This is a genomic window from Phaeobacter sp. JH20_26 (assembly GCF_048056275.1).
Classification (GTDB): Bacteria; Pseudomonadota; Alphaproteobacteria; order Rhodobacterales; family Rhodobacteraceae; genus Phaeobacter; species Phaeobacter bryozoorum.
In genome coordinates this window covers 247,652-266,392 of the sequence record NZ_JAYMWL010000019.1, presented here as the reverse complement: position 1 = coordinate 266,392, position 18,741 = coordinate 247,652, and the positions used below count along the sequence as shown (strand labels likewise).

The 18,741-nt window shown below is 63.1% G+C and carries 24 protein-coding genes; 7 read left to right on the top strand and 17 right to left on the bottom strand.

All coding sequences use genetic code 11. From position 1 onward, the window contains the following. Positions 1-32: 32 nt before the first annotated feature. On the top strand, positions 33-902 hold the full coding sequence (locus VWY60_RS16740) for an EamA family transporter (protein WP_340546808.1): 870 nt from the start codon (positions 33-35) through the stop codon (positions 900-902). Between the two features lie 20 nt (positions 903-922). Here the strand turns inward: VWY60_RS16740 and VWY60_RS16735 are convergent, their stop codons facing one another. Then, the gene (locus VWY60_RS16735; RefSeq protein ID WP_416541202.1) at positions 923-1,426 is read right to left on the bottom strand and encodes a hypothetical protein; all 504 of its coding nucleotides are present in this window, start codon (positions 1,424-1,426) and stop codon (positions 923-925) included. Between the two features lie 38 nt (positions 1,427-1,464). After that, positions 1,465-1,947, bottom strand: a complete 483-nt coding sequence (locus tag VWY60_RS16730; RefSeq protein WP_340546806.1) for an RNA pyrophosphohydrolase — start codon at positions 1,945-1,947, stop codon at positions 1,465-1,467. 158 nt (positions 1,948-2,105) lie between these two features. Between VWY60_RS16730 and VWY60_RS16725 the strand changes: the two genes are divergently transcribed. Beyond that, complete coding sequence (locus tag VWY60_RS16725) at positions 2,106-4,133, top strand: FAD-dependent oxidoreductase (protein WP_416541201.1); 2,028 nt, start codon at positions 2,106-2,108, stop codon at positions 4,131-4,133. Positions 4,134-4,293: 160 nt separating this feature from the next. Then, positions 4,294-4,845 carry a type 1 glutamine amidotransferase domain-containing protein gene (locus VWY60_RS16720; RefSeq protein ID WP_416541200.1) on the top strand — a complete coding sequence of 184 codons (552 nt, stop codon included), beginning with the start codon at positions 4,294-4,296 and terminating at the stop codon, positions 4,843-4,845. Positions 4,846-4,915: 70 nt separating this feature from the next. Here VWY60_RS16720 and VWY60_RS16715 read toward each other — a convergent pair whose 3' ends face one another. From VWY60_RS16715 to VWY60_RS16700, 4 genes are all read right to left on the bottom strand, one after another. After that, positions 4,916-5,263: a hypothetical protein gene (locus tag VWY60_RS16715; RefSeq protein ID WP_416541232.1), complete on the bottom strand. Its 348-nt coding sequence runs from the start codon at positions 5,261-5,263 to the stop codon at positions 4,916-4,918. 47 nt (positions 5,264-5,310) lie between these two features. Next, on the bottom strand, positions 5,311-5,667 hold the full coding sequence (locus tag VWY60_RS16710) for an antibiotic biosynthesis monooxygenase family protein (RefSeq protein ID WP_416535266.1): 357 nt from the start codon (positions 5,665-5,667) through the stop codon (positions 5,311-5,313). Beyond that, complete coding sequence (locus VWY60_RS16705; protein WP_416541199.1) at positions 5,667-5,987, bottom strand: NIPSNAP family protein; 321 nt, start codon at positions 5,985-5,987, stop codon at positions 5,667-5,669. Before VWY60_RS16705 ends, VWY60_RS16710 begins: the two co-directional genes overlap by 1 nt. A gap of 98 nt (positions 5,988-6,085) precedes the next feature. Beyond that, the gene (locus VWY60_RS16700) at positions 6,086-6,529 is read right to left on the bottom strand and encodes a DUF4399 domain-containing protein (protein WP_416541231.1); all 444 of its coding nucleotides are present in this window, start codon (positions 6,527-6,529) and stop codon (positions 6,086-6,088) included. A gap of 222 nt (positions 6,530-6,751) precedes the next feature. Here VWY60_RS16700 and VWY60_RS16695 point away from each other — a divergent pair, with 222 nt between their 5' ends. Beyond that, positions 6,752-7,657 (top strand): LysR family transcriptional regulator, encoded by a 906-nt coding sequence (locus VWY60_RS16695; RefSeq protein ID WP_340546801.1) that lies wholly within the window; start codon positions 6,752-6,754, stop codon positions 7,655-7,657. Between the two features lie 123 nt (positions 7,658-7,780). Here VWY60_RS16695 and VWY60_RS16690 read toward each other — a convergent pair whose 3' ends face one another. The 4 genes from VWY60_RS16690 to VWY60_RS16675 are packed head-to-tail and all read right to left on the bottom strand — an operon-like array spanning position 7,781 to position 10,814. Continuing rightward, a complete protein-coding gene (locus tag VWY60_RS16690; protein ID WP_416541198.1) occupies positions 7,781-8,761 on the bottom strand; it encodes an OmpA family protein in 981 nt (326 codons plus the stop codon). Next, a complete protein-coding gene (locus tag VWY60_RS16685) occupies positions 8,758-9,333 on the bottom strand; it encodes a peroxidase-related enzyme (protein WP_340546799.1) in 576 nt (191 codons plus the stop codon). The genes VWY60_RS16690 and VWY60_RS16685 overlap by 4 nt, the downstream gene beginning before the upstream one ends. Before the next feature lie 3 nt (positions 9,334-9,336). Beyond that, positions 9,337-10,080 carry a GNAT family N-acetyltransferase gene (locus tag VWY60_RS16680; protein WP_416541197.1) on the bottom strand — a complete coding sequence of 248 codons (744 nt, stop codon included), beginning with the start codon at positions 10,078-10,080 and terminating at the stop codon, positions 9,337-9,339. Then, entirely contained in the window at positions 10,077-10,814 is a 738-nt protein-coding gene (locus VWY60_RS16675; RefSeq protein ID WP_340546797.1) for a competence/damage-inducible protein A, read from the bottom strand. Before VWY60_RS16675 ends, VWY60_RS16680 begins: the two co-directional genes overlap by 4 nt. A gap of 50 nt (positions 10,815-10,864) precedes the next feature. On the opposite strand from VWY60_RS16675, the gene sfsA reads away from it, so the two are divergent. Further along, on the top strand, positions 10,865-11,572 hold the full coding sequence (gene sfsA, locus VWY60_RS16670) for a DNA/RNA nuclease SfsA (protein ID WP_340546796.1): 708 nt from the start codon (positions 10,865-10,867) through the stop codon (positions 11,570-11,572). Between the two features lie 17 nt (positions 11,573-11,589). Here sfsA and VWY60_RS16665 read toward each other — a convergent pair whose 3' ends face one another. Further along, on the bottom strand, positions 11,590-12,516 hold the full coding sequence (locus VWY60_RS16665) for a mechanosensitive ion channel family protein (protein WP_416541196.1): 927 nt from the start codon (positions 12,514-12,516) through the stop codon (positions 11,590-11,592). Positions 12,517-12,673: 157 nt separating this feature from the next. On the opposite strand from VWY60_RS16665, the gene map reads away from it, so the two are divergent. Continuing rightward, a complete protein-coding gene (gene map, locus VWY60_RS16660) occupies positions 12,674-13,483 on the top strand; it encodes a type I methionyl aminopeptidase (protein ID WP_416541195.1) in 810 nt (269 codons plus the stop codon). Positions 13,484-13,566: 83 nt separating this feature from the next. On the opposite strand, the gene VWY60_RS16655 is transcribed toward map, so the two are convergent. From VWY60_RS16655 to VWY60_RS16640, 4 genes are all read right to left on the bottom strand, one after another. Next, positions 13,567-13,893, bottom strand: a complete 327-nt coding sequence (locus tag VWY60_RS16655) for a hypothetical protein (protein ID WP_040181163.1) — start codon at positions 13,891-13,893, stop codon at positions 13,567-13,569. Between the two features lie 185 nt (positions 13,894-14,078). Continuing rightward, positions 14,079-14,747: an HAD family hydrolase gene (locus VWY60_RS16650; protein WP_416541194.1), complete on the bottom strand. Its 669-nt coding sequence runs from the start codon at positions 14,745-14,747 to the stop codon at positions 14,079-14,081. Between the two features lie 24 nt (positions 14,748-14,771). Beyond that, positions 14,772-15,326 (bottom strand): 16S rRNA (guanine(966)-N(2))-methyltransferase RsmD, encoded by a 555-nt coding sequence (gene rsmD, locus VWY60_RS16645; protein WP_340546792.1) that lies wholly within the window; start codon positions 15,324-15,326, stop codon positions 14,772-14,774. Then, the gene (locus tag VWY60_RS16640; RefSeq protein WP_416541193.1) at positions 15,323-16,534 is read right to left on the bottom strand and encodes an NAD(P)/FAD-dependent oxidoreductase; all 1,212 of its coding nucleotides are present in this window, start codon (positions 16,532-16,534) and stop codon (positions 15,323-15,325) included. The genes rsmD and VWY60_RS16640 overlap by 4 nt, the downstream gene beginning before the upstream one ends. A gap of 123 nt (positions 16,535-16,657) precedes the next feature. On the opposite strand from VWY60_RS16640, the gene VWY60_RS16635 reads away from it, so the two are divergent. Then, complete coding sequence (locus tag VWY60_RS16635) at positions 16,658-17,146, top strand: peroxiredoxin (protein WP_340546790.1); 489 nt, start codon at positions 16,658-16,660, stop codon at positions 17,144-17,146. A 100-nt stretch (positions 17,147-17,246) separates the two neighbouring features. On the opposite strand, the gene VWY60_RS16630 is transcribed toward VWY60_RS16635, so the two are convergent. Further along, the gene (locus tag VWY60_RS16630; protein WP_416537419.1) at positions 17,247-17,540 is read right to left on the bottom strand and encodes a 4a-hydroxytetrahydrobiopterin dehydratase; all 294 of its coding nucleotides are present in this window, start codon (positions 17,538-17,540) and stop codon (positions 17,247-17,249) included. Further along, the gene (locus VWY60_RS16625; protein WP_416541192.1) at positions 17,537-18,724 is read right to left on the bottom strand and encodes a GNAT family N-acetyltransferase; all 1,188 of its coding nucleotides are present in this window, start codon (positions 18,722-18,724) and stop codon (positions 17,537-17,539) included. The genes VWY60_RS16630 and VWY60_RS16625 overlap by 4 nt, the downstream gene beginning before the upstream one ends. Positions 18,725-18,741 lie beyond the last annotated feature (17 nt).

Genomic DNA, 18,741 nt, shown 5'->3' with positions numbered 1-18,741 from the left:
TCTTGATGTCGAGAAATAAAGGAATCTCTGCCATGCAAAGCCGCGATCTGATCCTTACCGCGCTGGCCCCCGTGATCTGGGGCAGCAGCTATATTGTCACCACCACCCTGCTGCCGGGGCAGTCGCCGCTACTGGTGGCACTGCTGCGCGCGCTGCCTGCGGGGCTGTTGCTGATGCTGATGGTGCGGCAACTGCCGCCGCTGAGCTGGGTGCCGCGGTTGTTGGTGCTGGGGGCGCTGAACTTCTCGATCTTCTGGAGCCTGCTGTTTGTCGCTGCCTATCGCCTGCCCGGCGGGGTTGCTGCGACCCTTGGCGCGGTGCAGCCGCTGGTGGTGGTGTTCCTGTCGGCGCTGATGCTGAAGACGCCGGTGCGCACGGCGGCAGTGCTGGCGGCGGCCCTGAGCATTCTGGGCGTGGCGCTGCTGGTGCTGACGCCGAGTGCGCAGCTGGACGGGATCGGTGTTCTGGCGGGGCTCGCCGGGGCCATTGCGATGGCAGCCGGCGTGGTGCTGAGCCGCAAGTGGCAGCCGCCTGTGTCCCTGCTGACCTTCACCGCCTGGCAGTTGACGGCGGGCGGGCTGCTGCTGATCCCGGTCACCCTGTGGTCGCTGCCATCGCTGCCGCAGCTGAGTGCCGAGAACCTGTTGGGGTTGGCGTACATGAGCCTGATCGGCGGCGCTGCGACCTATGTGTTGTGGTTTCGCGGCATCGCCCGGCTGGAACCATCGGTGGTGTCGCTTCTCGGGGTGCTCAGCCCGCTGTCAGCGGTGGTGCTCGGCTGGGTGTTCCTTGGCGAGGTGCTGACGGCGAAACAGGCGATTGGCGCGGGCCTTGCGCTGTTCAGCCTGTGGCTGGGGCAAAGCGGTTTGCGCTGGCGCAGGCGGCGGGTGGCTAGCATCTAGTCTCCCAAACCGGGACCGGGTTAGCGTTCAGACCAAGGGGTGCAGGATGTGCCCGCGTGGCAGGCCAGCACCTCCTCTCGGGCGGCACCATCGGTGCCCCCGAAGCCAAAGCCGCCACAGGGATCCATGCGCAGCACGTAATCGCCTGCGCGCTGCTCCAGAAAGGCCAGATAGTCCACGCCATCCGCAGCGCCAGCACACCACGGCCCAAAGCAGAGGATTTCCAGCGTGATGTCCAGATCGACGTCTTTTGAAAAGCCGTCCGGGGTCATCACCTTGCCGTTGATCCGCGCGGGGATCAGGCTGCGCGGCGGCGCATCATTGGGATTGTCCTGCGGCGGTTTCGGCAGGGCGGTTTCATCAAAGCTGAGCTTACCCTCGACCACGACGTAGTTTTTGTCGGATTTCACCGCCTCCAGATAGGCGTCCGACGGTCCCCACGGCAGGCAGCTGAGGGCGGATGCGGGACCGGCCAGCGCAGACAGGAGGGCAACGGGCAGAAAAAGCGTGCGAAGCGGCGACATCAGGACATCCTTTGTCAGACGGGGGGCAGTCCGAACCATCATAGATGGTCCTGAAACTCCTGAATAACCCGTTCGTAGACCTCGCGTTTGAATGGCACGATCTTGCCGACCAGCTGATCGACCGGCTGCCAGCACCAAGCGGAGAATTCCGGGTGGTCGGTGGCGATATTGATCTGATCGTCGCGCCCGAGAAAGCGCATCAGATACCATTTCTGTTCCTGCCCGCGATACTTGCCGCCCCAGAAATGCGGCACCACTTCGGCGGGCAGATCATAGGGCAGCCAGCCGTTGCTTTCGGCGATGATCTCGACCAGATCGGCGGTGACGCCGGTTTCTTCCTCCAGTTCGCGCAGCGCCGCCAGCCTGGGATCTTCGTCTGCGTCGATACCACCCTGGGGCATCTGCCAGGCGTCCTTGTGCCGGTCCATGCGCTGGCCGACCCAGACCTCACCCGCTGCATTGACCAGCATCACGCCGACATTGGGCCGGTACGGCAGGGTTGCGATATCTTCGGGGGTCATCCAGTCTCTCCTTGGTTGGATGCACCCCTTGTGCACCTGTGCCCCAGCGTCGTGCAAGAGGTTGACGCCGCGTCCAAAGTGACAATCCCTTTCAGGCCGGGCCATTTTCGCGCAAACGAAGACCAAAGACTTATCAGAGAACTACCAGGGAGAGTGTCATGACTGCGTACCCGAAAATGTTGGCGCCGCTGGATCTCGGCTTTACCACGTTGAAAAACCGCGTGCTGATGGGATCCATGCACACCGGGCTTGAGGAAACCAAGGACTGGAACCGGGTGGCCGAATTCTATGCCGACCGGGCGCGCGGTGGCGTGGCGCTGATGGTCACCGGTGGCATTGGTCCGAACCTTGAAGGATCGGTTCTGCCGGGGGCGGCGATGATGGCGAGCGAGCAGGATGTGGCCAACCACAGCATCGTCACAAACCGCGTGCATGAGGCCGGGGGCAAGATCGCGATGCAGATCCTGCATGCCGGGCGTTATGCCTATGGTCCGAAATGCGTGGCGCCAAGCCCGATAAAATCGCCGATCTCGCCCTTCCCGCCGCAGGAGCTGGATGAAGAGGGTATCGAGAAGCAGATTTCCGACATCGTGAATGCCGCAGTGCTGGCACAGCAGGCGGGCTATGATGGCGTTGAGATCATGGGGTCGGAGGGCTATTTCCTGAACCAGTTCCTCGTCACCCATACCAACAAGCGCGAGGACCGCTGGGGCGGGTCCTATGAGAACCGGATGCGCCTGCCGATCGAGGTGGTGCGCCGCACCCGTGAGGCGGTGGGGACGGATTTCATCATCATCTACCGCCTGTCGATGATCGATCTTGTGCCCAATGGCTCCACCTATGACGAGGTGGTCGAACTGGCGCAGGAGATCGAGAAGGCCGGTGCCACCATCCTGAACACCGGTATTGGCTGGCATGAAGCGCGTATTCCGACGATTGCCACATCTGTTCCCCGCGCGGCCTTTGCCTGGGTCACCAAAAAGCTGATGGGCAAGGTTGGCATTCCGGTGATCACATCGAACCGGATCAACACGCCGGAGGTTGCCGAGCAGGTGCTGTCCGAGGGCTGCGCCGATATGGTGTCGATGGCGCGGCCAATGCTGGCGGATGCGGATTTTGTCGCCAAGGCGGCGGAGGGCAAGGCCGATCAGATCGCACCCTGCATCGCCTGCAATCAGGCCTGTCTGGACCATACGTTCAGCGGCAAGCTGACCTCCTGCCTGGTGAATCCGCGCGCCTGCCATGAGACCGAACTGGTGCTGACGCCTGCGGAGAGCGTGAAGACCGTCGCCATTGTCGGCGCGGGTCCTGCGGGTCTGTCCACCGCGCTGGCGGCAGCGGAGCGCGGCCACAAGGTGACGCTGTTTGATCGCGCAAGCGAGATCGGCGGCCAGCTGAACATGGCCAAGCAGGTGCCGGGCAAGGAAGAATTCTGGGGGCTGGTCGATTGGTATCGCACCATGCTGGCCCAGAGCGATGTGACGCTGGAGCTGAACCGCGAGGTGTCGGCGGGCGATCTCAAGGGCTTTGACGAGGTGGTGATTGCCACCGGTGTGGTGCCGCGCGATCCGCAGATCCCCGGTCAGGACCGCGACAATGTGGTCGATTACATCGACGTGCTGCGCCACAAGGCCAAGGTGGGCAAGCGGGTGGCGGTGATCGGCGCAGGCGGCATCGGCTTTGATGTGTCGGAATTCCTGCTGCACGAAGGTGAAAGCGCCACAGAGAACCTGCCCCTGTGGATGAAGGAATGGGGCGTTGCGGACCCGGCCGAGCATCGCGCCGGTCTGGCCCCCGAAGGCCCGCAACCCGAGGCCCCGGCCCGCGAGGTGACGCTGTTGCAGCGCAAGGCGGAGCGCCACGGCAAGCGGCTGGGCAAGACCACCGGCTGGATCCACCGCGCCACGCTGAAGATGAAGGATGTGAATTTCGTCGGCGGCGTGAACTATGAGAAGATCGACGACGACGGGCTGCATGTCAGCTTTGGCGAGGCGCGCGAGAATCCAACCGTGATCGCGGCGGATACCGTCGTGCTGTGCTCTGGCCAGCTGTCGGAGCGGTCGCTGGCGGATGCGCTGGCGGCACAAGGCACATCCTGCCACGTGATTGGCGGCGCCGATCTGGCGGCCGAACTGGACGCCAAACGGGCCATCAATCAGGGTACACGGCTGGCGGCCAGCCTCTGATCCGGCACCGTCTCGCCGCTGTGTAAATCTTGCGACCCTCGCCGCCTGTGGTGGCGGGGGTCGTTTGCGGTTGTGGAACCTCCGGCGCCCAGTGGCGTTTTGTCTGTGAACGGCGCCGCCCCGGTGGCGCGATTACCGCCACGACAGACAGGAGAGTTTCATGCCCCGTATCACCGACGCCAAGATCCTGATGATTGCCACCCATGGGTTCGAGCAGTCCGAACTGGAATTCCCGCGCGATCAGCTGCGGGTCAAGGGCGCTGAGGTCTCTGTCGCCAGCCTCAATGGCAAGGCGATCAAGGGCTGGGAAGGCGATGACTGGGGCCGTGAGGCCAAGGCGGATCTGGCGCTGGAGGCGGTCCGTGTCGAGGAGTACGACGCCCTGGTCCTGCCCGGCGGTCAGATCAACCCGGATCTGCTGCGCATCAATGACGATGTGATCGAGCTGATCAACGTTTTCTACGATCAGGGCAAGGTTGTCGCCGCAATCTGCCATGCGCCCTGGCTGCTGATCGAGGCCGGTCTGGTCAAGGGCCGCACCATGACCTCGTTTCAGTCGATCAAGACCGACATGATCAACGCGGGGGCCGATTGGCAGGATGCGGAGGTCGTCGCGGACAACGGGATCGTGACCAGCCGCAACCCCGACGATCTGAAGGCATTTGTCGGCAAGATCGTGGAAGAGATCGAAGAAGGCCGCCACCCGCGCTGAAGCTGCGACCGGTTAATGTGTCTATTTCCACAACGGCCCCGGTTCGCAACCGGGGTCTTTGACGTAACGATCAAGGGCGGCGCAAACCGCCACAGGCGAGGCAGTTTTTGTCGTCCGGCAAGGTGATCCGGTCAACAAGCACGGTGATAGCCTGACCGCTGACGGCGGCGCCCATCTGGCGCACGTCGAGTTCGTGGACCCCTGTTGGCACATCCAATGTCAGGCGGATGTCGCCCACGGGCAACCCATCGGAACCGACAGGGTCGCCATCGACATAGAGGTGATATGCGCCCTTTGCGGTTACGCGGATACCAACTGTGATGGGCGACGCGACGATATCGCCATCTCGGGGCGACAGGATCGCCGCGCCGGGTATTCGCGCCTCTTCCGCCCCAACAAGAGAGGTGAAGAGGGCCATACCGATCACGGCACAGCCCCAGAGGTGTAGCCTGCGCCCCTCGTGTTTCACGTGGCAACAGGGTCGTGGGCCGCGCGGGCATCGGCGGGGGCTTCGTCGCGCCGCTCCATGCCGTAGTCGCGCAGCACGCCTGCCACCCGCAGGCGGTAATCCCTGAACACATGGTCCCTGCCCTCTTTCTGCCCCGCGCGGTGGGCGCTGAGCTGGCGCCAGTTGGCCACGGCGTCCTCGCTCTCCCAGAACGACAGCGACAGGAGTTTGCCCGGCGTGGTGAGGCTCTGGAACCGTTCGACGGAGATGAAGCCTTCGATCTGTTCCAGAAGCGGCTTCAGACTGGCTGCGATCTCAAGATAGCGGTCCTTGGCGCCATCCTTGATTTCAACCTCGAATATGACTGCGATCATCATGTGGATCCTTCTGGGTCGGAAACTTTTTTCAGCCAGGTGCGATCCTCGCGCAGGATGAAGCGGCGCTCCTGGGCGAAGGCGTAGTTTTCGCGGCCCAGTGGGTCGGCTGCGAGGCGCGCGCGGTAGGCTTCGTATTCGGCAAGGTTTGCCACATCATAGATGCCATAGGCCAGCGTCGATGAGCCTTCATGCGGGGCATAATAGCCGATCAGATCGGCGCCGCAGCGGGGGATCGCCTGCCCCCAGTTGCGGGCGTAGGTGGCGAAATCCTCACGTTTGGTGGGGTCGATATGGTAGCGGATGACACAGGTGAGCATATGGGGCGTCCTTCGTTGAGAAATACGCCCCTGATCTAGCAGCCGGCCCGACGGCGATGCTTCGCCCTGCGCCGAAGTATCGCCGCCCGTTGCCTCGCCTATTCGACCGTGATGGTGATCACCTGCGATACCACCGGGGTGGAATGCGGCACATGGCCGTAATCGCCCATCACCAGTTGCAGCGTATGTTCGCCCGGTGCCAGATCCAGTGTCGTTTCGGTCTGGCCGCCGCCAAAATGGATGTGGTTTTCATCCGATGGCAGACCGTAGGACAGTTCATCCGCGCCATCCTCGCCCTCGCCCAGCGGCGAGCGGTCGATCAGCAGGTGATGGTGACCGGTGTTTTCCTTTTCGGTGCCCGCCGGGGCCACCCCCATGCCGCGCAGGCCAAAGACCACGGTGACCGGGGATGAGACGGTATCGCCATCCCTGGGCATCACGAAGTAGACCTCCGCCCCCTCCGGTGCCGGGGTTTCGCCGCCGGCCAGGGCCGCGGAAACCGGCAGGGCACAGGCGACGAGGGCCGCCAGCGTGGTTCTCATCGTGGATCTGATGATCGCAGTCATAAGTTGTCCTCCCATTGATGTAAGCCCTTCTCAACATAGTGGCTTTGACTGCTATTGCGATCTTCGGGCCGAGCCGCAGGTGTTTCCAGCTGGTAAACTATGGGTGAATAACCCTGCAATTATCCCATCCTCGCCCCGTTCTTGCCCGATTTGCCCGCGACATTTGAGGCAACACGGGTAAACAAGGACGCGAGTGCTATGGACCGACTGACCGAAATGGAGGCCTTTGCCAATGTGGTGGACCAGGGCGGATTCACCGATGCGGCAAAGAAGATGGGGATCTCCAAATCGGCGGTGTCCAAACATGTCTCAAGCCTTGAGGCCCGTCTGGGCGCGCGGCTGCTGAACCGGACCACGCGGCGGGTCTCGCCCACCGAAATTGGGCTGGCCTACTATGACCGCGCCCGCCGTGTCCTGAATGATGCCGGTGAGGCGGATGCGCTGGTCACCTCCATGCAATCGGCGCCATCGGGGCTGCTGCGGATTTCAGTGGCGACGGATTTCGGCGTCAATCACCTGTCGCCGGTGCTGTCGGACTTCCTGCGCGACTATCCCGATATCACCGTCAACATGGTGCTGAACAACCGCTATGTGGAGCTGATCTCCGAAGGGTTTGATATGGCGCTGCGGATCGGCGAGCTGGAAGACAGCTCTCTGCGTGCGCGCAAGCTGACCGAAACCACCAAGCGGATGATCGCCTCCCCCGCCTATCTGGAGAAATTCGGTCGTCCACAGAAGATCGACGATCTCAACATGCACAAGCTGCTGCATTATTCGAACCAGTCCAGCGGCAGCATGTGGAAGATCACCGCGCCGTCGGGCGAAAAACGGCAGGTGCGGACCTCTGGCTGGCTGTCGGTGAATGACGGGCAGTCGCTGCTGAATGCGGCCATTTCCGGCCTCGGGATCGCCTATCTGCCAAGCTATCTCTATTCAGATGCCATGGCCGAGGGGCTGGTCGAGGACGTCATGCCCTCGCTGCCGATGGAAACCCAAGGCATCTATGCGGTCTACCCTCCTGGCCGCTTTACCCAGCCCAAGGTGCGGGCGTTCATCGACTTTCTCGCTGAGGCCTTTGCCGATAAGGATGGCATCACCTGGTGAGCCGCGCGCCCCGTTGGAACTGGAGAGGACCCGGCCATTGTGCCGGGTTTTCCCGTTCCGGGCCTCTGGGCGGTGGCCATGGGAGATCTGCGGGCGGCCTGCGGGCTTCCTGTGGGCGTCCTGTCAGCGGGCGATCAGAACCACCTCGACCCGGCGGTTGGCCTCGCGCCCCTCGGGGCTGAGGTTGCTGGTCAGCGGCGCCATGAAGCCCGCACCTGCCACCGAAACGCGACCAGGCTCCAGATCGCCCTCCTCCAGCAGACGGGTCCGCACCGCATCGGCGCGCCGTTCGGAGAGCGCGATATTCTGGCTAAGACTGCCGACGGTATCAGTATGGCCCACCAAGAGCACGGAATAGTCGGGGTTCTGGCTGAGGAACTCTGCCAGCGCCGCCAGACTGGCATAGGGTTTGGCCCCAAGCGCCACCGCGCCGGTTTCAAATTCGAGATCTGCCAGAACCGCGCGCCCATTGCGGCGCAGGCGCTCGATCAGCTCTGCCGCGCCGACCAGCGGCGGTGCCACGATCGGCGCCTCCTCTGGCTGGCTGGCGGTGGCGGCGGTGTCGTCGCGCGGTGCCGCGCTGGCGGTTTCCGCGGGGCGGACTTCGATCATCTGCACAAAGGTTGCATTGCCGGAGCGGGAAACCAGCAGGGTGACGATCCGCCCGTCGGGCTGTTCGGCAGAGAGGAAGCTGAAGTTGCTGACATCCACCGTCATATCCGGCGCCGGGATCACCTCGATATCAAAGCGGAAATCAAAGCCGCCGCAGCTGCGCGCCGGACATTGAAACAGCAGGTCATAGCCGGCATCGACCAGCTGCGCGCGCAATGGCGCCAGCACCTGCAAAACCGTGGAATCGCCGGAAATCCGCCAGCTGCGGCGCAGAATCTGACCTTCGACCTGGCGTTCGGGCACGCCGTCGTCGCTGGCCGCGCCTAGCGGCACCGCGTAGCTGCCAAGGGCGGTTGGCCGTTCGGCCAGCTGGCGCGCGCCGGGCGGCAGCTCGATACCCTGGGCTGCCACAAGGGACGGCAGGGCCGCACAGAGCAGCCCCGCCACCGCAGGCGTCAGCCGCCGGGCGGCAAGGACAGCGCGACGGATCACCGGTGCTGCGCGTGATAGGCGTCGTTGGGGACCATGCCGGTGGCACTGGCAACCCGATTGGACATGTTAAAGAAGCCGGTGACATTGGCGATATCCCAGATATCGCGGTCGCTGAAGCCGTGGTCGCGCAGGGTCTGGCGGTCGGCCTCTTCGATCTCGGCGCTGGCCTTGGTCGCCTTGGCCGCGAAATCCAGCATGGCGCGCTGGCGCGGCTCCAACGGAGCAACCCGGTAGTTCATCACCAGCATTTCGCCCAGCTTGGGATCGCCCGACAGCTGACGCACGGCCGCGCCATGGGCTGCGAGGCAGTAGAAACAGCTGTTGATGGCGGAGACCACCACCGCGATCATCTCGCGCTCCAGCTTTGACAGGCCGCTGTCCGCCAGCATCAGGTCGTTATACATCGCGGTAAAGGCGTTGAGCTTGTCGATGTCGAAGGCATTGGCCCGCAACACGTTGGGCACCATGCCGAGTTTGTCCTGGCAGATGTCGAAATATTTCTGCGTCTCCGGCGGCAGCGGGTCCACCATCGGCAGGTCCAATGCGGTTGGGGCATCAGCGTCGCGGGTCATCGGTTACACTCCCTCTGGGTTGTGACGATAGTGGTAACGCCCGGCGCGCAGCATGCCAAGTGAGGCATATAGACCGTTTGCCCCGGCGTTGGCTTCGGTGCAGAGAACCGCCAGTTCGCGCGCGCCCTGATCAGCGGCCCATTGCGCAGCGCGGTGCATCAGCCAGACGCCCATGCCCTTGCGCCGCTGGTGCGGCAGGATTTCCAGCGCGTGCACCATGGCGGTGCCGTCGTGAATCGCCACAAAGCCGGTGCCCGCAGGGGAATCATCGCAGCGGCCCAGCAGCGAGGTCTTGGCCCCCGCCGTGCGCTGCATGACCGCAAAGCGCTCGGGACCGATGCCACCGGCGGCCCAGATTTCATGCTGGATCGCAAGGGGTTCCCAGACGCAGAAGGCGGTCACGGGCGGGATTTCAACATGGCAGAGCTGTTCGACGGGACAGGTCCAGAGCACCACCGGATCCTTGATCACATAGCCCCGCGCAGCGAGCTGCGCATCAAGGGCGTCCTGACCGTCGCGGATCATGAACAGATGATCCTGCACCATCTCCGACATGGCCTGTTCGGCGGCGGTGATTTCTGCCTCGCTTGCGTGGCCTGTGATGACGGTTGCTGCGGAGACCCGGCTGCCGCCGCCATCGCCCCGGCGCAGGGTGACCGGACCCAGCTGGCGGACCTCGGCGGCAGGCCAGGTGTGGTCGGTGACGTCATAGTATTTCGGGTCGGTCAGCGACGGCGTGGCAGTCAAAGATCAAGATCCCGCGCCAGCGCGGTAATCGCCGCATCCACCCTCGCGCCATCGGCACCGCGCACCACCACATTGGCGCCAAAGGCACCATTCTGCTGGAACGGGTAACAGCCGATGGAAAGATCATCATAGGCCTCGGCAATGGCGGTCAGGATAGGGGCAATGTCGCCCTCGCCCCGCTGCACTCGCAGGGTCTGCGACAAAAGCGGCGCACCGCCGGTGAGCGTCGGCAGGACCGAGGCGACCATGGCCTGAAACACGCTGGGCACCCCGGCCATCACATGCACGTTGCGCAGGGTGAAACCGGGCGCGGTGGAGACCGGGTTTTCAATCAGCGTGGCGCCATCGGGGATCCGGGCCATGCGCAGGCGGGCGGCGTTCAGCTCCTGCCCGGATTTGTCGTAATGGGCCTGCAACAGCGCGCGCGCATCCTCGCGCACGTCCAGATGCACATCAAAGGCCTTGCTGATGCAATCGGCGGTGATGTCGTCATGGGTGGGGCCGATACCGCCGCTGGTAAAGACATGGTCAAAACCATCCGAGAGCGCCCTGACGGCGGCGATGATCGCGGCCTCATTGTCGCTGACGACGCGCACTTCCTGCAGGTCGATGCCATGTTTGCTCAGCTCGCCGGCGAGGTAATACATATTGGCATCGCGGGTGCGCCCGGACAGAATCTCGTCACCGATGACAAGCATCGCTGCGGTTGGCATAGCGCCGGTTGGGGTGGCCATCTGCGCTCCTCCTCTTGAACCAATGATAGCGCAGGTATAGGCCCTGTCACATGCGCTTTCAAACCCCTCTGCTGCCCGCCACGCTGATCCGACGCTACAAGAGGTTTCTGGCGGACTGCCAGTTGCCGGATGGGCGCGAAATAACCGCGCATTGTGCCAATCCCGGCTCGATGATGGGGCTGGCGGACCCGGGCAGCACGGTCTGGCTGGAGCCGAATGACGATCCGAAGAAGAAGCTGAAATACGGCTGGCGGCTGGTCGAGGTTGCCGGTGGCACCCTGGTGGGTGTGGATACATCGGTGCCGAACCGCGCGCTGAAATCGGCGCTGGAGGCGCGCCAGATCGCAGCGCTGTCGGCCTATGAAACGGTCCGGGCCGAGGTGAAATATGCCGAGAAGAGCCGCATTGATTTCCTGCTGAGCCAGCCCGGCCTGCCCGATTGCTATGTTGAGGTCAAAAGCGTGACGCTGTCACGCCAGCCCGGTCTGGCGGAGTTCCCCGACAGCGTGACCGCGCGCGGGGCCAAGCATCTGGGCAACCTGGCCGACATGTGCCGGTCCGGTCACCGGGCGGTGCTGCTCTATCTGGTGCAGCGCGGTGATTGTGAGCGGTTTCAGATCGCCGGCGATATCGACCCGACCTATGCCGCCGCCTGGGATGCGGCGGCGGCTGCGGGGGTGGAGCGGCTGGTGATCGCCACCCGCATCACCCCGGAGGGTGTTGCAATTGCGGGCGCGATTGGCGCAGGCGCGGGCTGAGCGCTGCGGGTCGCCTGTCAGGCTGCTTCGCTCTGCGTGTCGCTGGCGCCACTTTTGCTCTGCTCGGCGCTATCCGAGCTGTCCGAGCTGTCGGGGCTGGCCTGCACCAGCGTCCGGGTCGGGAAGGGAATATCGATTCCGGCCGCGTCCAGTGCTTCCTTCACCCGGCGTTTCATATCCGCCTGATACTGGAAATATTCCGCCGCATCGACCCAGACACGGACCAGGAAATCCACCGAGCTGCTGTTGAGATTATTGACCTGGATGAAGGGTTCCGGCTCTGCGTGCGAGCGGCTGTCGGACATGATGGCGTCGCGGATGACCTGCTCGGCGGTGGCAAGATTGGCCCCGTAGCCGACGCCGAAGGTCCATTCCGCGCGGCGGGTGTCATATTCGGAGTAATTGGTGATCGTGTTGCCCCAGACTTCGGAGTTGGGGATGATCACCTTGAGGTTCGACAGGTCGGCGATCACCGTGTTGTTCAAGGTGATTTCCTTGACCGTGCCCATTTCGCCGTCCACTTCGATGAAATCACCCAGTTTGAACGGGCGGAACAGGATCAGCATGATGCCAGCTGCCACATTGGACAGCGCGCCCTGCATGGCCAGACCGATGGCCAGACCCGCGGCACCGATGGCCGCGATGATCGAGGTGGTCTGGACCCCGAAGGTGTTGAGAACAAAGAGCACCGCAAAGGCAAGGATCACATAGCGTGCCAGATTGCCGAGGAAGTGGAACAGCGTCACATCAAGGCTGGCATGGCTGTCGCCGATCTGAACGATCCGTCGTTTGACCCAGCCCGCGACGATGAAGCCAGCCATCAGGATCAGCATGGCGGCGAGCACGCTGCCCATGGCCTGAGCCAGAAATTCCAGCGTGATCAGATCGGCCAGCGCTTTTCCGTTATAGATTTCGGTCTGCATCAGGGCATTCATGCTGTCCATGGCTGCGGGTCCCTCCGTGGTGCGATTGCAATTCGTCAGGGAGGGGAACGCATCCGGGTGGTAAAAAGTTCCCGGCAGGCGGTGGTGCCGGCTCTGGCCCTTTTGGCGCAGAGCGCGTAGATAGCTATGTCAAAGACACCCGATGGAGCCTCATCTGATGAGATCGAAAGACGGCCGCACCACCAAAGACGGCATTCGCATTTATGAGCCCGGCGATTTTGCCGGAATGCACGCTGCCGGGGCGCTGGCGGCACGGATCCTTGACGATATCGCTGCCCATGTCGTCCCCGGTCAGACCACCGGCGAGCTGGACCGGCTGATCACCCAGATGGTGGAGGACGCAGGCGCGACCTCGGCCACCATCGGCTACAAGGGCTATCAGCACGCCAGCTGCATCAGCGTGAATCATGTGGTCTGTCACGGGATTCCCGGCGACAAGAAGCTGAAGGATGGCGATATCCTGAATATCGACGTCACCGTCATCGTCGATGGCTGGTTCGGCGACACCAGCCGGATGTATGTGGCAGGCAAGCTGTCGCGCAAGACCGAGCGGCTGATCCAGGTGACCCATGACTCCCTGATGAAGGGGATCGAGGCGGTGAAACCCGGCAACACCTTTGGCGACATTGGCCATGCGATCCAATCCTATGTGGAAGCGCAGCGGATGAGCGTGGTGCGGGATTTCTGCGGCCATGGTCTGGGTCAGGTGTTCCACGCGCCGCCCAATGTGCTGCATTATGGCCGCCCGGGCACCGGCCCGGTACTGGAGGAAGGCATGTTCTTCACCATTGAACCGATGGTGAACCTTGGCCGCCCGGAAACCAAGATCCTGGCGGATGAATGGACCGCTGTTACCCGCGATAAATCGCTGTCGGCGCAGTTTGAACATTCGGTTGGCGTTACGGCTGATGGGGCCGAGATCTTTACCCTGTCGCCCGGCGGGACGTTTCACCCGACCTACGGCTGATGCCGTATCATTTACCAAAAAAGGGGCGTGCCTTGTGGCGCGCCCCTTTGTCGTTCTGCGATACGGGTTGCCCCGTACCGATATCACAGCTTGCAGCGTTTGCGCTCTGCCAGGGCTACCAGAACCTCGTGACGCTCGTTCGCGGCTTCTAGCGCCTGCTTGGCGTTGGAATGGTTGCCGATAACAGCCGGCCAGAACAACAGCGCGGCGGCGATATTCTCGCCGGACATGCTCTTGCCCTTCTTGGCTTCTTTGCGGATCTCTTCCAGCTGGTTCAGCTGGACCGCGATTTCGGTGCAGGTCAGCTTGGCATCCCCCACCTGCGTTTTGGTGACAACATCAGGCGACACGCAGGCCGACAGGGCCAAGGCGCTGGCGAGCGCCAGGCCAATACGGAGATTGAATTTCATATTGTGTCCTACGTCAATTTTGAGCATCTGAAATGAAGTGCTGAACGAAACGATTGATCGTCCGTTTCACAGGTCGAATATTGCCTGCATCGAACGGTGTAAATCCTGCGGGTGGATCGTGGGGTTTTCGCTGAACAAAGCGTATAGATTGCTGTGAAAATGTCGCACTCTACCTGAGGGTGCCTTTAGGGAATATGTCCAATCAGGCGCGGAACCTCTGACATGGCGGTGATATGTTCGGCGTTGTGGCGGGTCAGGCGGCTGGCGTTGCCCTGCGGGTCAAAGCCAAGGCAGCGCATCCCGGCGCGGGCGGCGGCGAGGGCGCCGTTTTCGCTGTCTTCGATCACCAGACAGTCGCGCGCCTGCACGTCGAAATGACAGGCCGCCGCAAGAAACAGATCGGGATCGGGTTTGCCGGTCTTCAGCGTCTGGGCCGAGAACATGGCATGGGGATGGAACAGGTCCCAGAGGCCGTTCTGACCAAGGGTGATCCGCATCTTTTTCTCGCTGCCGTTGGAGGCGACGCAGAAGGCGATGCCGCGGGCTTGTAACAGCGCCAGCAGATCCGGGATACCCGGCACCAGATCCACCCCCTGCCGCAGCCTTGCGTAGGTTTCATCATAGACCTGCGCCACCCAGTTCTCGGGCAGATCCGCACCGCGCGCGATGGCCTTGGTTCGGACATCCGCCATGGTGCCACCAACAAAGAGGTCCATGCACTCCGCCAGCGACAGTTGCAGACCATACCGTCCAAGATTGTCGACCAGCACCTGATTGCTAAGTGTTTCGCTATCGACCAGCACACCGTCGCAATCAAAAATCACCAGTTTCGGCGTGGGATATGTAATCGGCATGGTGCTGTCCTTTTGGGCTGATGCTCAGCTCTCGCGCCACAGAAGGGTGACATGGGTGTCCCCGTATTTGCGGCTGTCGTGCAGAGTGAATCCTTCGGGGGGCTGCATGGGGCTGCTTTCTTCCCAGACGACCAGCGCCTCCTCGGCCAGCCAGCCGCCTTTTGTCACCGCCGCCAGCGCCTTTTGCCCCAGCGACTTGCCGTAAGGCGGATCGAGAAAGACCACATCGTAAGGCGCAGCGTCATTGACCGGCAGGCGGGTGGCATCACGGCGGATGAGGCGGGCGCGATCCTTGATGCGCAGCAGGTCGATGTTCTTGGTGATCAGCCCCTGCGACACCCGGCCATCATCCACAAACACGGCCTCGGCCGCGCCGCGCGACAGCGCCTCAAGCCCCAGGGCACCCGTGCCTGCAAACAGATCCAGCACCCGCGCGCCGTCGAAATCGACGATATGGCCCAGCACGTTGAACAGGCTTTCGCGCACACGGTCGGTGGTGGGGCGCAGATGCGCGCCCGCGTCGCCCTTGCCCAGGCTGGTGAGCGCGCGGCCACGAAACTCGCCGGCGATGATCCTCATGTGCGCAGCAGCGGCTTCAGATCCGCGTCAGCGTCCGCCACGACGGATTTGTCAGCGGTGCGCCCGGCCTCGATCAGACGTTTGGCAACCATATAGGCGCGCGGATCATTCATTGCGTCCACCGCCACCAGCTGATCGCCGGTATAGTACCAGAACGACATGGTGCCATCGCTGCCGGTGCGGGTGACCACGTTGTCGTAGCCTGTGTTGAGGCCCGCGATCTGCAGTTTGACGTCGTATTGATCGGACCAGAACCAGGGTTTGGCCACATAGGTTTCATTCGCGCCGAGCATATTGCGGGCGGCGACTTCGGCCTGGTCAATGGCGTTGGGCACGCTTTCCAGCCGGATACGGCTGCCGCGATAGGGGAAGGACGCACAATCGCCCGCCGCCCAGATCGACGGATCCGAGGTGCGGCCCTGTTCATCCACCCGGATGCCATTCTCCAGCGCGAGGCCTGCCGCCTCTGCCAGATCGGTGGCCGGGGTGATGCCGACGCCGACAATGACGAAGTCCACCTCGACCGTGCTGCCATCGCTGAGCACTGCGCGCTTGACGGCGCCGCCCTCGCCTTCCAGCCGCACAAGACCCACGCCTTCGCGCAGATCAACACCGTGGCCCGTGTGAAGCGCGCGGAAATAATCCGAGGTTTCGGGAGCTGCGACCCGTTGCAGGATGCGCTCCGCCATCTCGACCAGCGTCACGGCAACCCCGCGTTTGGCGCAGACCGCTGCGGCCTCCAGCCCGATGTAGCCACCGCCGACGATAAGTGTGCGCGCGCCATCCGTGACCGCCGGGGCCATGGCATCCACATCCGCCAGATCGCGCAGGACGTAGACCCCGCCCAGATCGCCGCCGATGGCCGCAGGCAGGCGGCGGGGGGTGGAGCCGGTGGTGAGCGCCAGCTGATCGTAGTGCAGCACCTCATCCGCCAGCGTCACGGTTTTCGCCGCCGGGTCGATGGCCTGCACCTGCTGGCCGAGTTTCAGGGTGATATTGGCCTCGGCATAAAAACTCTCGGGCCGCAGGAACAGGCGGTCCATCTCCATCTCCCCCAGAAGATAGGCCTTTGACAGAGGCGGGCGCTGATAGGGCACAACGGGTTCGCCGCCAATCAGCGTAATCTCTCCGTCAAAACCCTGCTTGCGCAGCTGCGCCACCAGCGAGGCCCCCGCCTGGCCTGCCCCGATCACGACAAAATGGGTCATTTGCTATTGTGCCTTCTGCTGTCTTTCGGAAATGCCATTGCCAGTTTGCGTGCTGGTCAGGCTGTTGCCGAACCCTATATGTGGGGGAACATAAAACACAATCAGCACGGAGAGGAACACAGCATGATTTCACAAGGGGACAGCCTGCCGGAGGCAACATTGACGCGGATGGGCAAGGACGGGCCGGAGCAGGTCGCGATCAGCGATCTGACAAAGGGGCGCACGGTGGCGATCTTTGCGGTGCCGGGTGCGTTTACGCCGACCTGCCATTCCGCCCATGTGCCCAGTTTCGTGCGCAACGCCGAGGCGCTGGCGGCCAAGGGCGTGGATGAAATCATCTGCATTGCGGGCAACGATCCCTTTGTGATGCAGGCCTGGTCAGAGGCGACCGGTGCCGGTGCAGCGGGGATCACCATGCTGTCGGACGCCGAATGCGGCTTTACCGATGCGATCGGGATGCGGCTGGACGCGCCTGCGGCGGGGCTGGTCGGGCGCTCTCTGCGCTATGCGATGTTGGCCCGCGACGGCAAGGTCGAGATCATGAATGCCGAGGATTCGCCCGGCAAATGTGAGCTGTCGGCAGGCGAGGCCCTGCTGGAGGCGATGGGCTGAGCCCCTGCCCCAGACCAAGATCGGGGCGCTAGAAACACCAAGAGAGGCGCGGATACCCGTGCCTCTCTTGTCATTCTACCGCGGATGAAGACGGCGCCTGTCAGACAAGGCTCTCCATCTTGCGCGCCAGCTTGGCGTCCAGCGCGCTGATACCGCCGACGTCATGGGTGGTCAGGGTCACTGTAACGGTATTGTAGACATTGCTCCATTCCGGGTGGTGGTCCCATTTTTCGGCCCAGATTGCAGCCCGCGTCATCCAGCCAAAGGCATCGACGAAGCTGGCGAATTTAAAGGTCTTGGTGATGGCGTCGCGGCCCTCGACCACCTCCCATCCGGCGCTGAACAGCGGGTCCAGCAGCGGGCCACGGGTGGCTTCAGAAAGTTTCTCGGTCATTGTTGCTCCTCCACATGGGGTTTGCGGAACGGACCGTAGTCCGTCAGGATCTCGATCTCTTCCTCGATGGCGCCGCGTTCGGCGTCCAGATAGCGGGCAATTGCATCGGCAAAGCCGGGATCGCCCACCCAATGCAGGCTGTGGGTCTGCCGGGGCAGATAGCCGCGCGCCAGTTTATGTTCGCCCTGCGCGCCTGCTTCGACGGCCTTCAGGCCACGCGCAATCGCGTGTTCAATAGCCTTATAGTAGCACAGTTCGAAGTGCAGACAGGGGTGGTGTTCGGTGCACCCCCAGTAGCGACCGTAAAGCGTCTCACGGCCTAGGAAATTCAGTGCACCGGCCACCGGTATCCCGTCGCGTTCGGCAAGAATCAGCAGCATGTCGTCGGCCATGGTGTCATGGGCGATGTCGAAGAACGCCCGGCTGAGATAGGGCGAGCCCCATTTGCGCGCGCCGGTGTCCTGATAGAAGGTCCAGAAGGCATCCCAGTGTTCGCGGCGCAGATCGCTGCCGTGGTAACAGCGGATCTCGCCGCCGAAGCCCTGCGCCTGAGCGCGTTCCTTGCGGATGGTCTTGCGTTTGCGCGACGCTAGCGCGGCGAGGAAATCGTCAAAGCTGCGGTAGCCGTCGTTCAGCCAGTGAAACTGCTGGGTGACCCGCGCCATCAGACCCATTTCGGCGCCCATGGCGGCCTCATCCTCGGTGCAGAAGGTGACATGCAGCGAGGAGACGCGGTTATTGGCGGCAAGCTGCACGGCGCCCTGTACCAGCGCGGACTGGCCCACGCCTTCATACCCGGGCCTGACCAGAAAGCGGCGGCCTGTCGCGGGGGTAAAGGGGGCCGCGATCTGAAGTTTGGGATAGTAATGCCCGCCTGCGCGTTCATAGGCATGGGCCCAGTTGTGGTCGAAGATATATTCGCCCTGGCTGTGGGATTTCACATACATAGGGGCGCAGGCAATCAGCAGGCCGTCGCGCCGCGCGGTCAGATACTGCGGCTGCCAGCCGGTGCCCCGCCCCACCGATCCGCTGTCCTCCAGCGCGGACAGGAACCGGTAGGTGGTAAAGGGGTCGAGCGGTGGGCCGCCATCAGCGGCCTCGGGACAGGCGCAGGCGTCCCATTCCGCAGCCTCCAGCTGCGACAGCGCAGCCAGCACTTCGATTTCGATCTGCGCCTGTTCCATTCAATGCCTCCGCGACA

Excerpts from the sequence above, each read along its gene's own strand:
- VWY60_RS16720 (WP_416541200.1), top strand. The coding sequence starts at position 4,294 with ATGCCCCGTATCACCGACGCCAAGATCCTGATGATTGCCACCCATGGG.
- VWY60_RS16675 (WP_340546797.1), bottom strand. The coding sequence starts at position 10,814 with ATGGCCACCCCAACCGGCGCTATGCCAACCGCAGCGATGCTTGTCATC.
- VWY60_RS16740 (WP_340546808.1), top strand. The coding sequence starts at position 33 with ATGCAAAGCCGCGATCTGATCCTTACCGCGCTGGCCCCCGTGATCTGG.
- VWY60_RS16715 (WP_416541232.1), bottom strand. The coding sequence starts at position 5,263 with ATGGCCCTCTTCACCTCTCTTGTTGGGGCGGAAGAGGCGCGAATACCC.
- VWY60_RS16700 (WP_416541231.1), bottom strand. The coding sequence starts at position 6,529 with ATGAGAACCACGCTGGCGGCCCTCGTCGCCTGTGCCCTGCCGGTTTCC.
- VWY60_RS16630 (WP_416537419.1), bottom strand. The coding sequence starts at position 17,540 with ATGACCGAGAAACTTTCTGAAGCCACCCGTGGCCCGCTGCTGGACCCG.
- VWY60_RS16635 (WP_340546790.1), top strand. The coding sequence starts at position 16,658 with ATGATTTCACAAGGGGACAGCCTGCCGGAGGCAACATTGACGCGGATG.
- VWY60_RS16735 (WP_416541202.1), bottom strand. The coding sequence starts at position 1,426 with ATGTCGCCGCTTCGCACGCTTTTTCTGCCCGTTGCCCTCCTGTCTGCG.
- VWY60_RS16705 (WP_416541199.1), bottom strand. The coding sequence starts at position 5,987 with ATGCTCACCTGTGTCATCCGCTACCATATCGACCCCACCAAACGTGAG.
- VWY60_RS16625 (WP_416541192.1), bottom strand. The coding sequence starts at position 18,724 with ATGGAACAGGCGCAGATCGAAATCGAAGTGCTGGCTGCGCTGTCGCAG.
- VWY60_RS16725 (WP_416541201.1), top strand. The coding sequence starts at position 2,106 with ATGACTGCGTACCCGAAAATGTTGGCGCCGCTGGATCTCGGCTTTACC.
- VWY60_RS16650 (WP_416541194.1), bottom strand. The coding sequence starts at position 14,747 with ATGCCGATTACATATCCCACGCCGAAACTGGTGATTTTTGATTGCGAC.
- VWY60_RS16695 (WP_340546801.1), top strand. The coding sequence starts at position 6,752 with ATGGACCGACTGACCGAAATGGAGGCCTTTGCCAATGTGGTGGACCAG.
- sfsA (WP_340546796.1), top strand. The coding sequence starts at position 10,865 with ATGCGCTTTCAAACCCCTCTGCTGCCCGCCACGCTGATCCGACGCTAC.
- VWY60_RS16710 (WP_416535266.1), bottom strand. The coding sequence starts at position 5,667 with ATGATCGCAGTCATATTCGAGGTTGAAATCAAGGATGGCGCCAAGGAC.
- rsmD (WP_340546792.1), bottom strand. The coding sequence starts at position 15,326 with ATGAGGATCATCGCCGGCGAGTTTCGTGGCCGCGCGCTCACCAGCCTG.
- VWY60_RS16685 (WP_340546799.1), bottom strand. The coding sequence starts at position 9,333 with ATGACCCGCGACGCTGATGCCCCAACCGCATTGGACCTGCCGATGGTG.
- map (WP_416541195.1), top strand. The coding sequence starts at position 12,674 with ATGAGATCGAAAGACGGCCGCACCACCAAAGACGGCATTCGCATTTAT.
- VWY60_RS16655 (WP_040181163.1), bottom strand. The coding sequence starts at position 13,893 with ATGAAATTCAATCTCCGTATTGGCCTGGCGCTCGCCAGCGCCTTGGCC.
- VWY60_RS16665 (WP_416541196.1), bottom strand. The coding sequence starts at position 12,516 with ATGGACAGCATGAATGCCCTGATGCAGACCGAAATCTATAACGGAAAA.
- VWY60_RS16730 (WP_340546806.1), bottom strand. The coding sequence starts at position 1,947 with ATGACCCCCGAAGATATCGCAACCCTGCCGTACCGGCCCAATGTCGGC.
- VWY60_RS16640 (WP_416541193.1), bottom strand. The coding sequence starts at position 16,534 with ATGACCCATTTTGTCGTGATCGGGGCAGGCCAGGCGGGGGCCTCGCTG.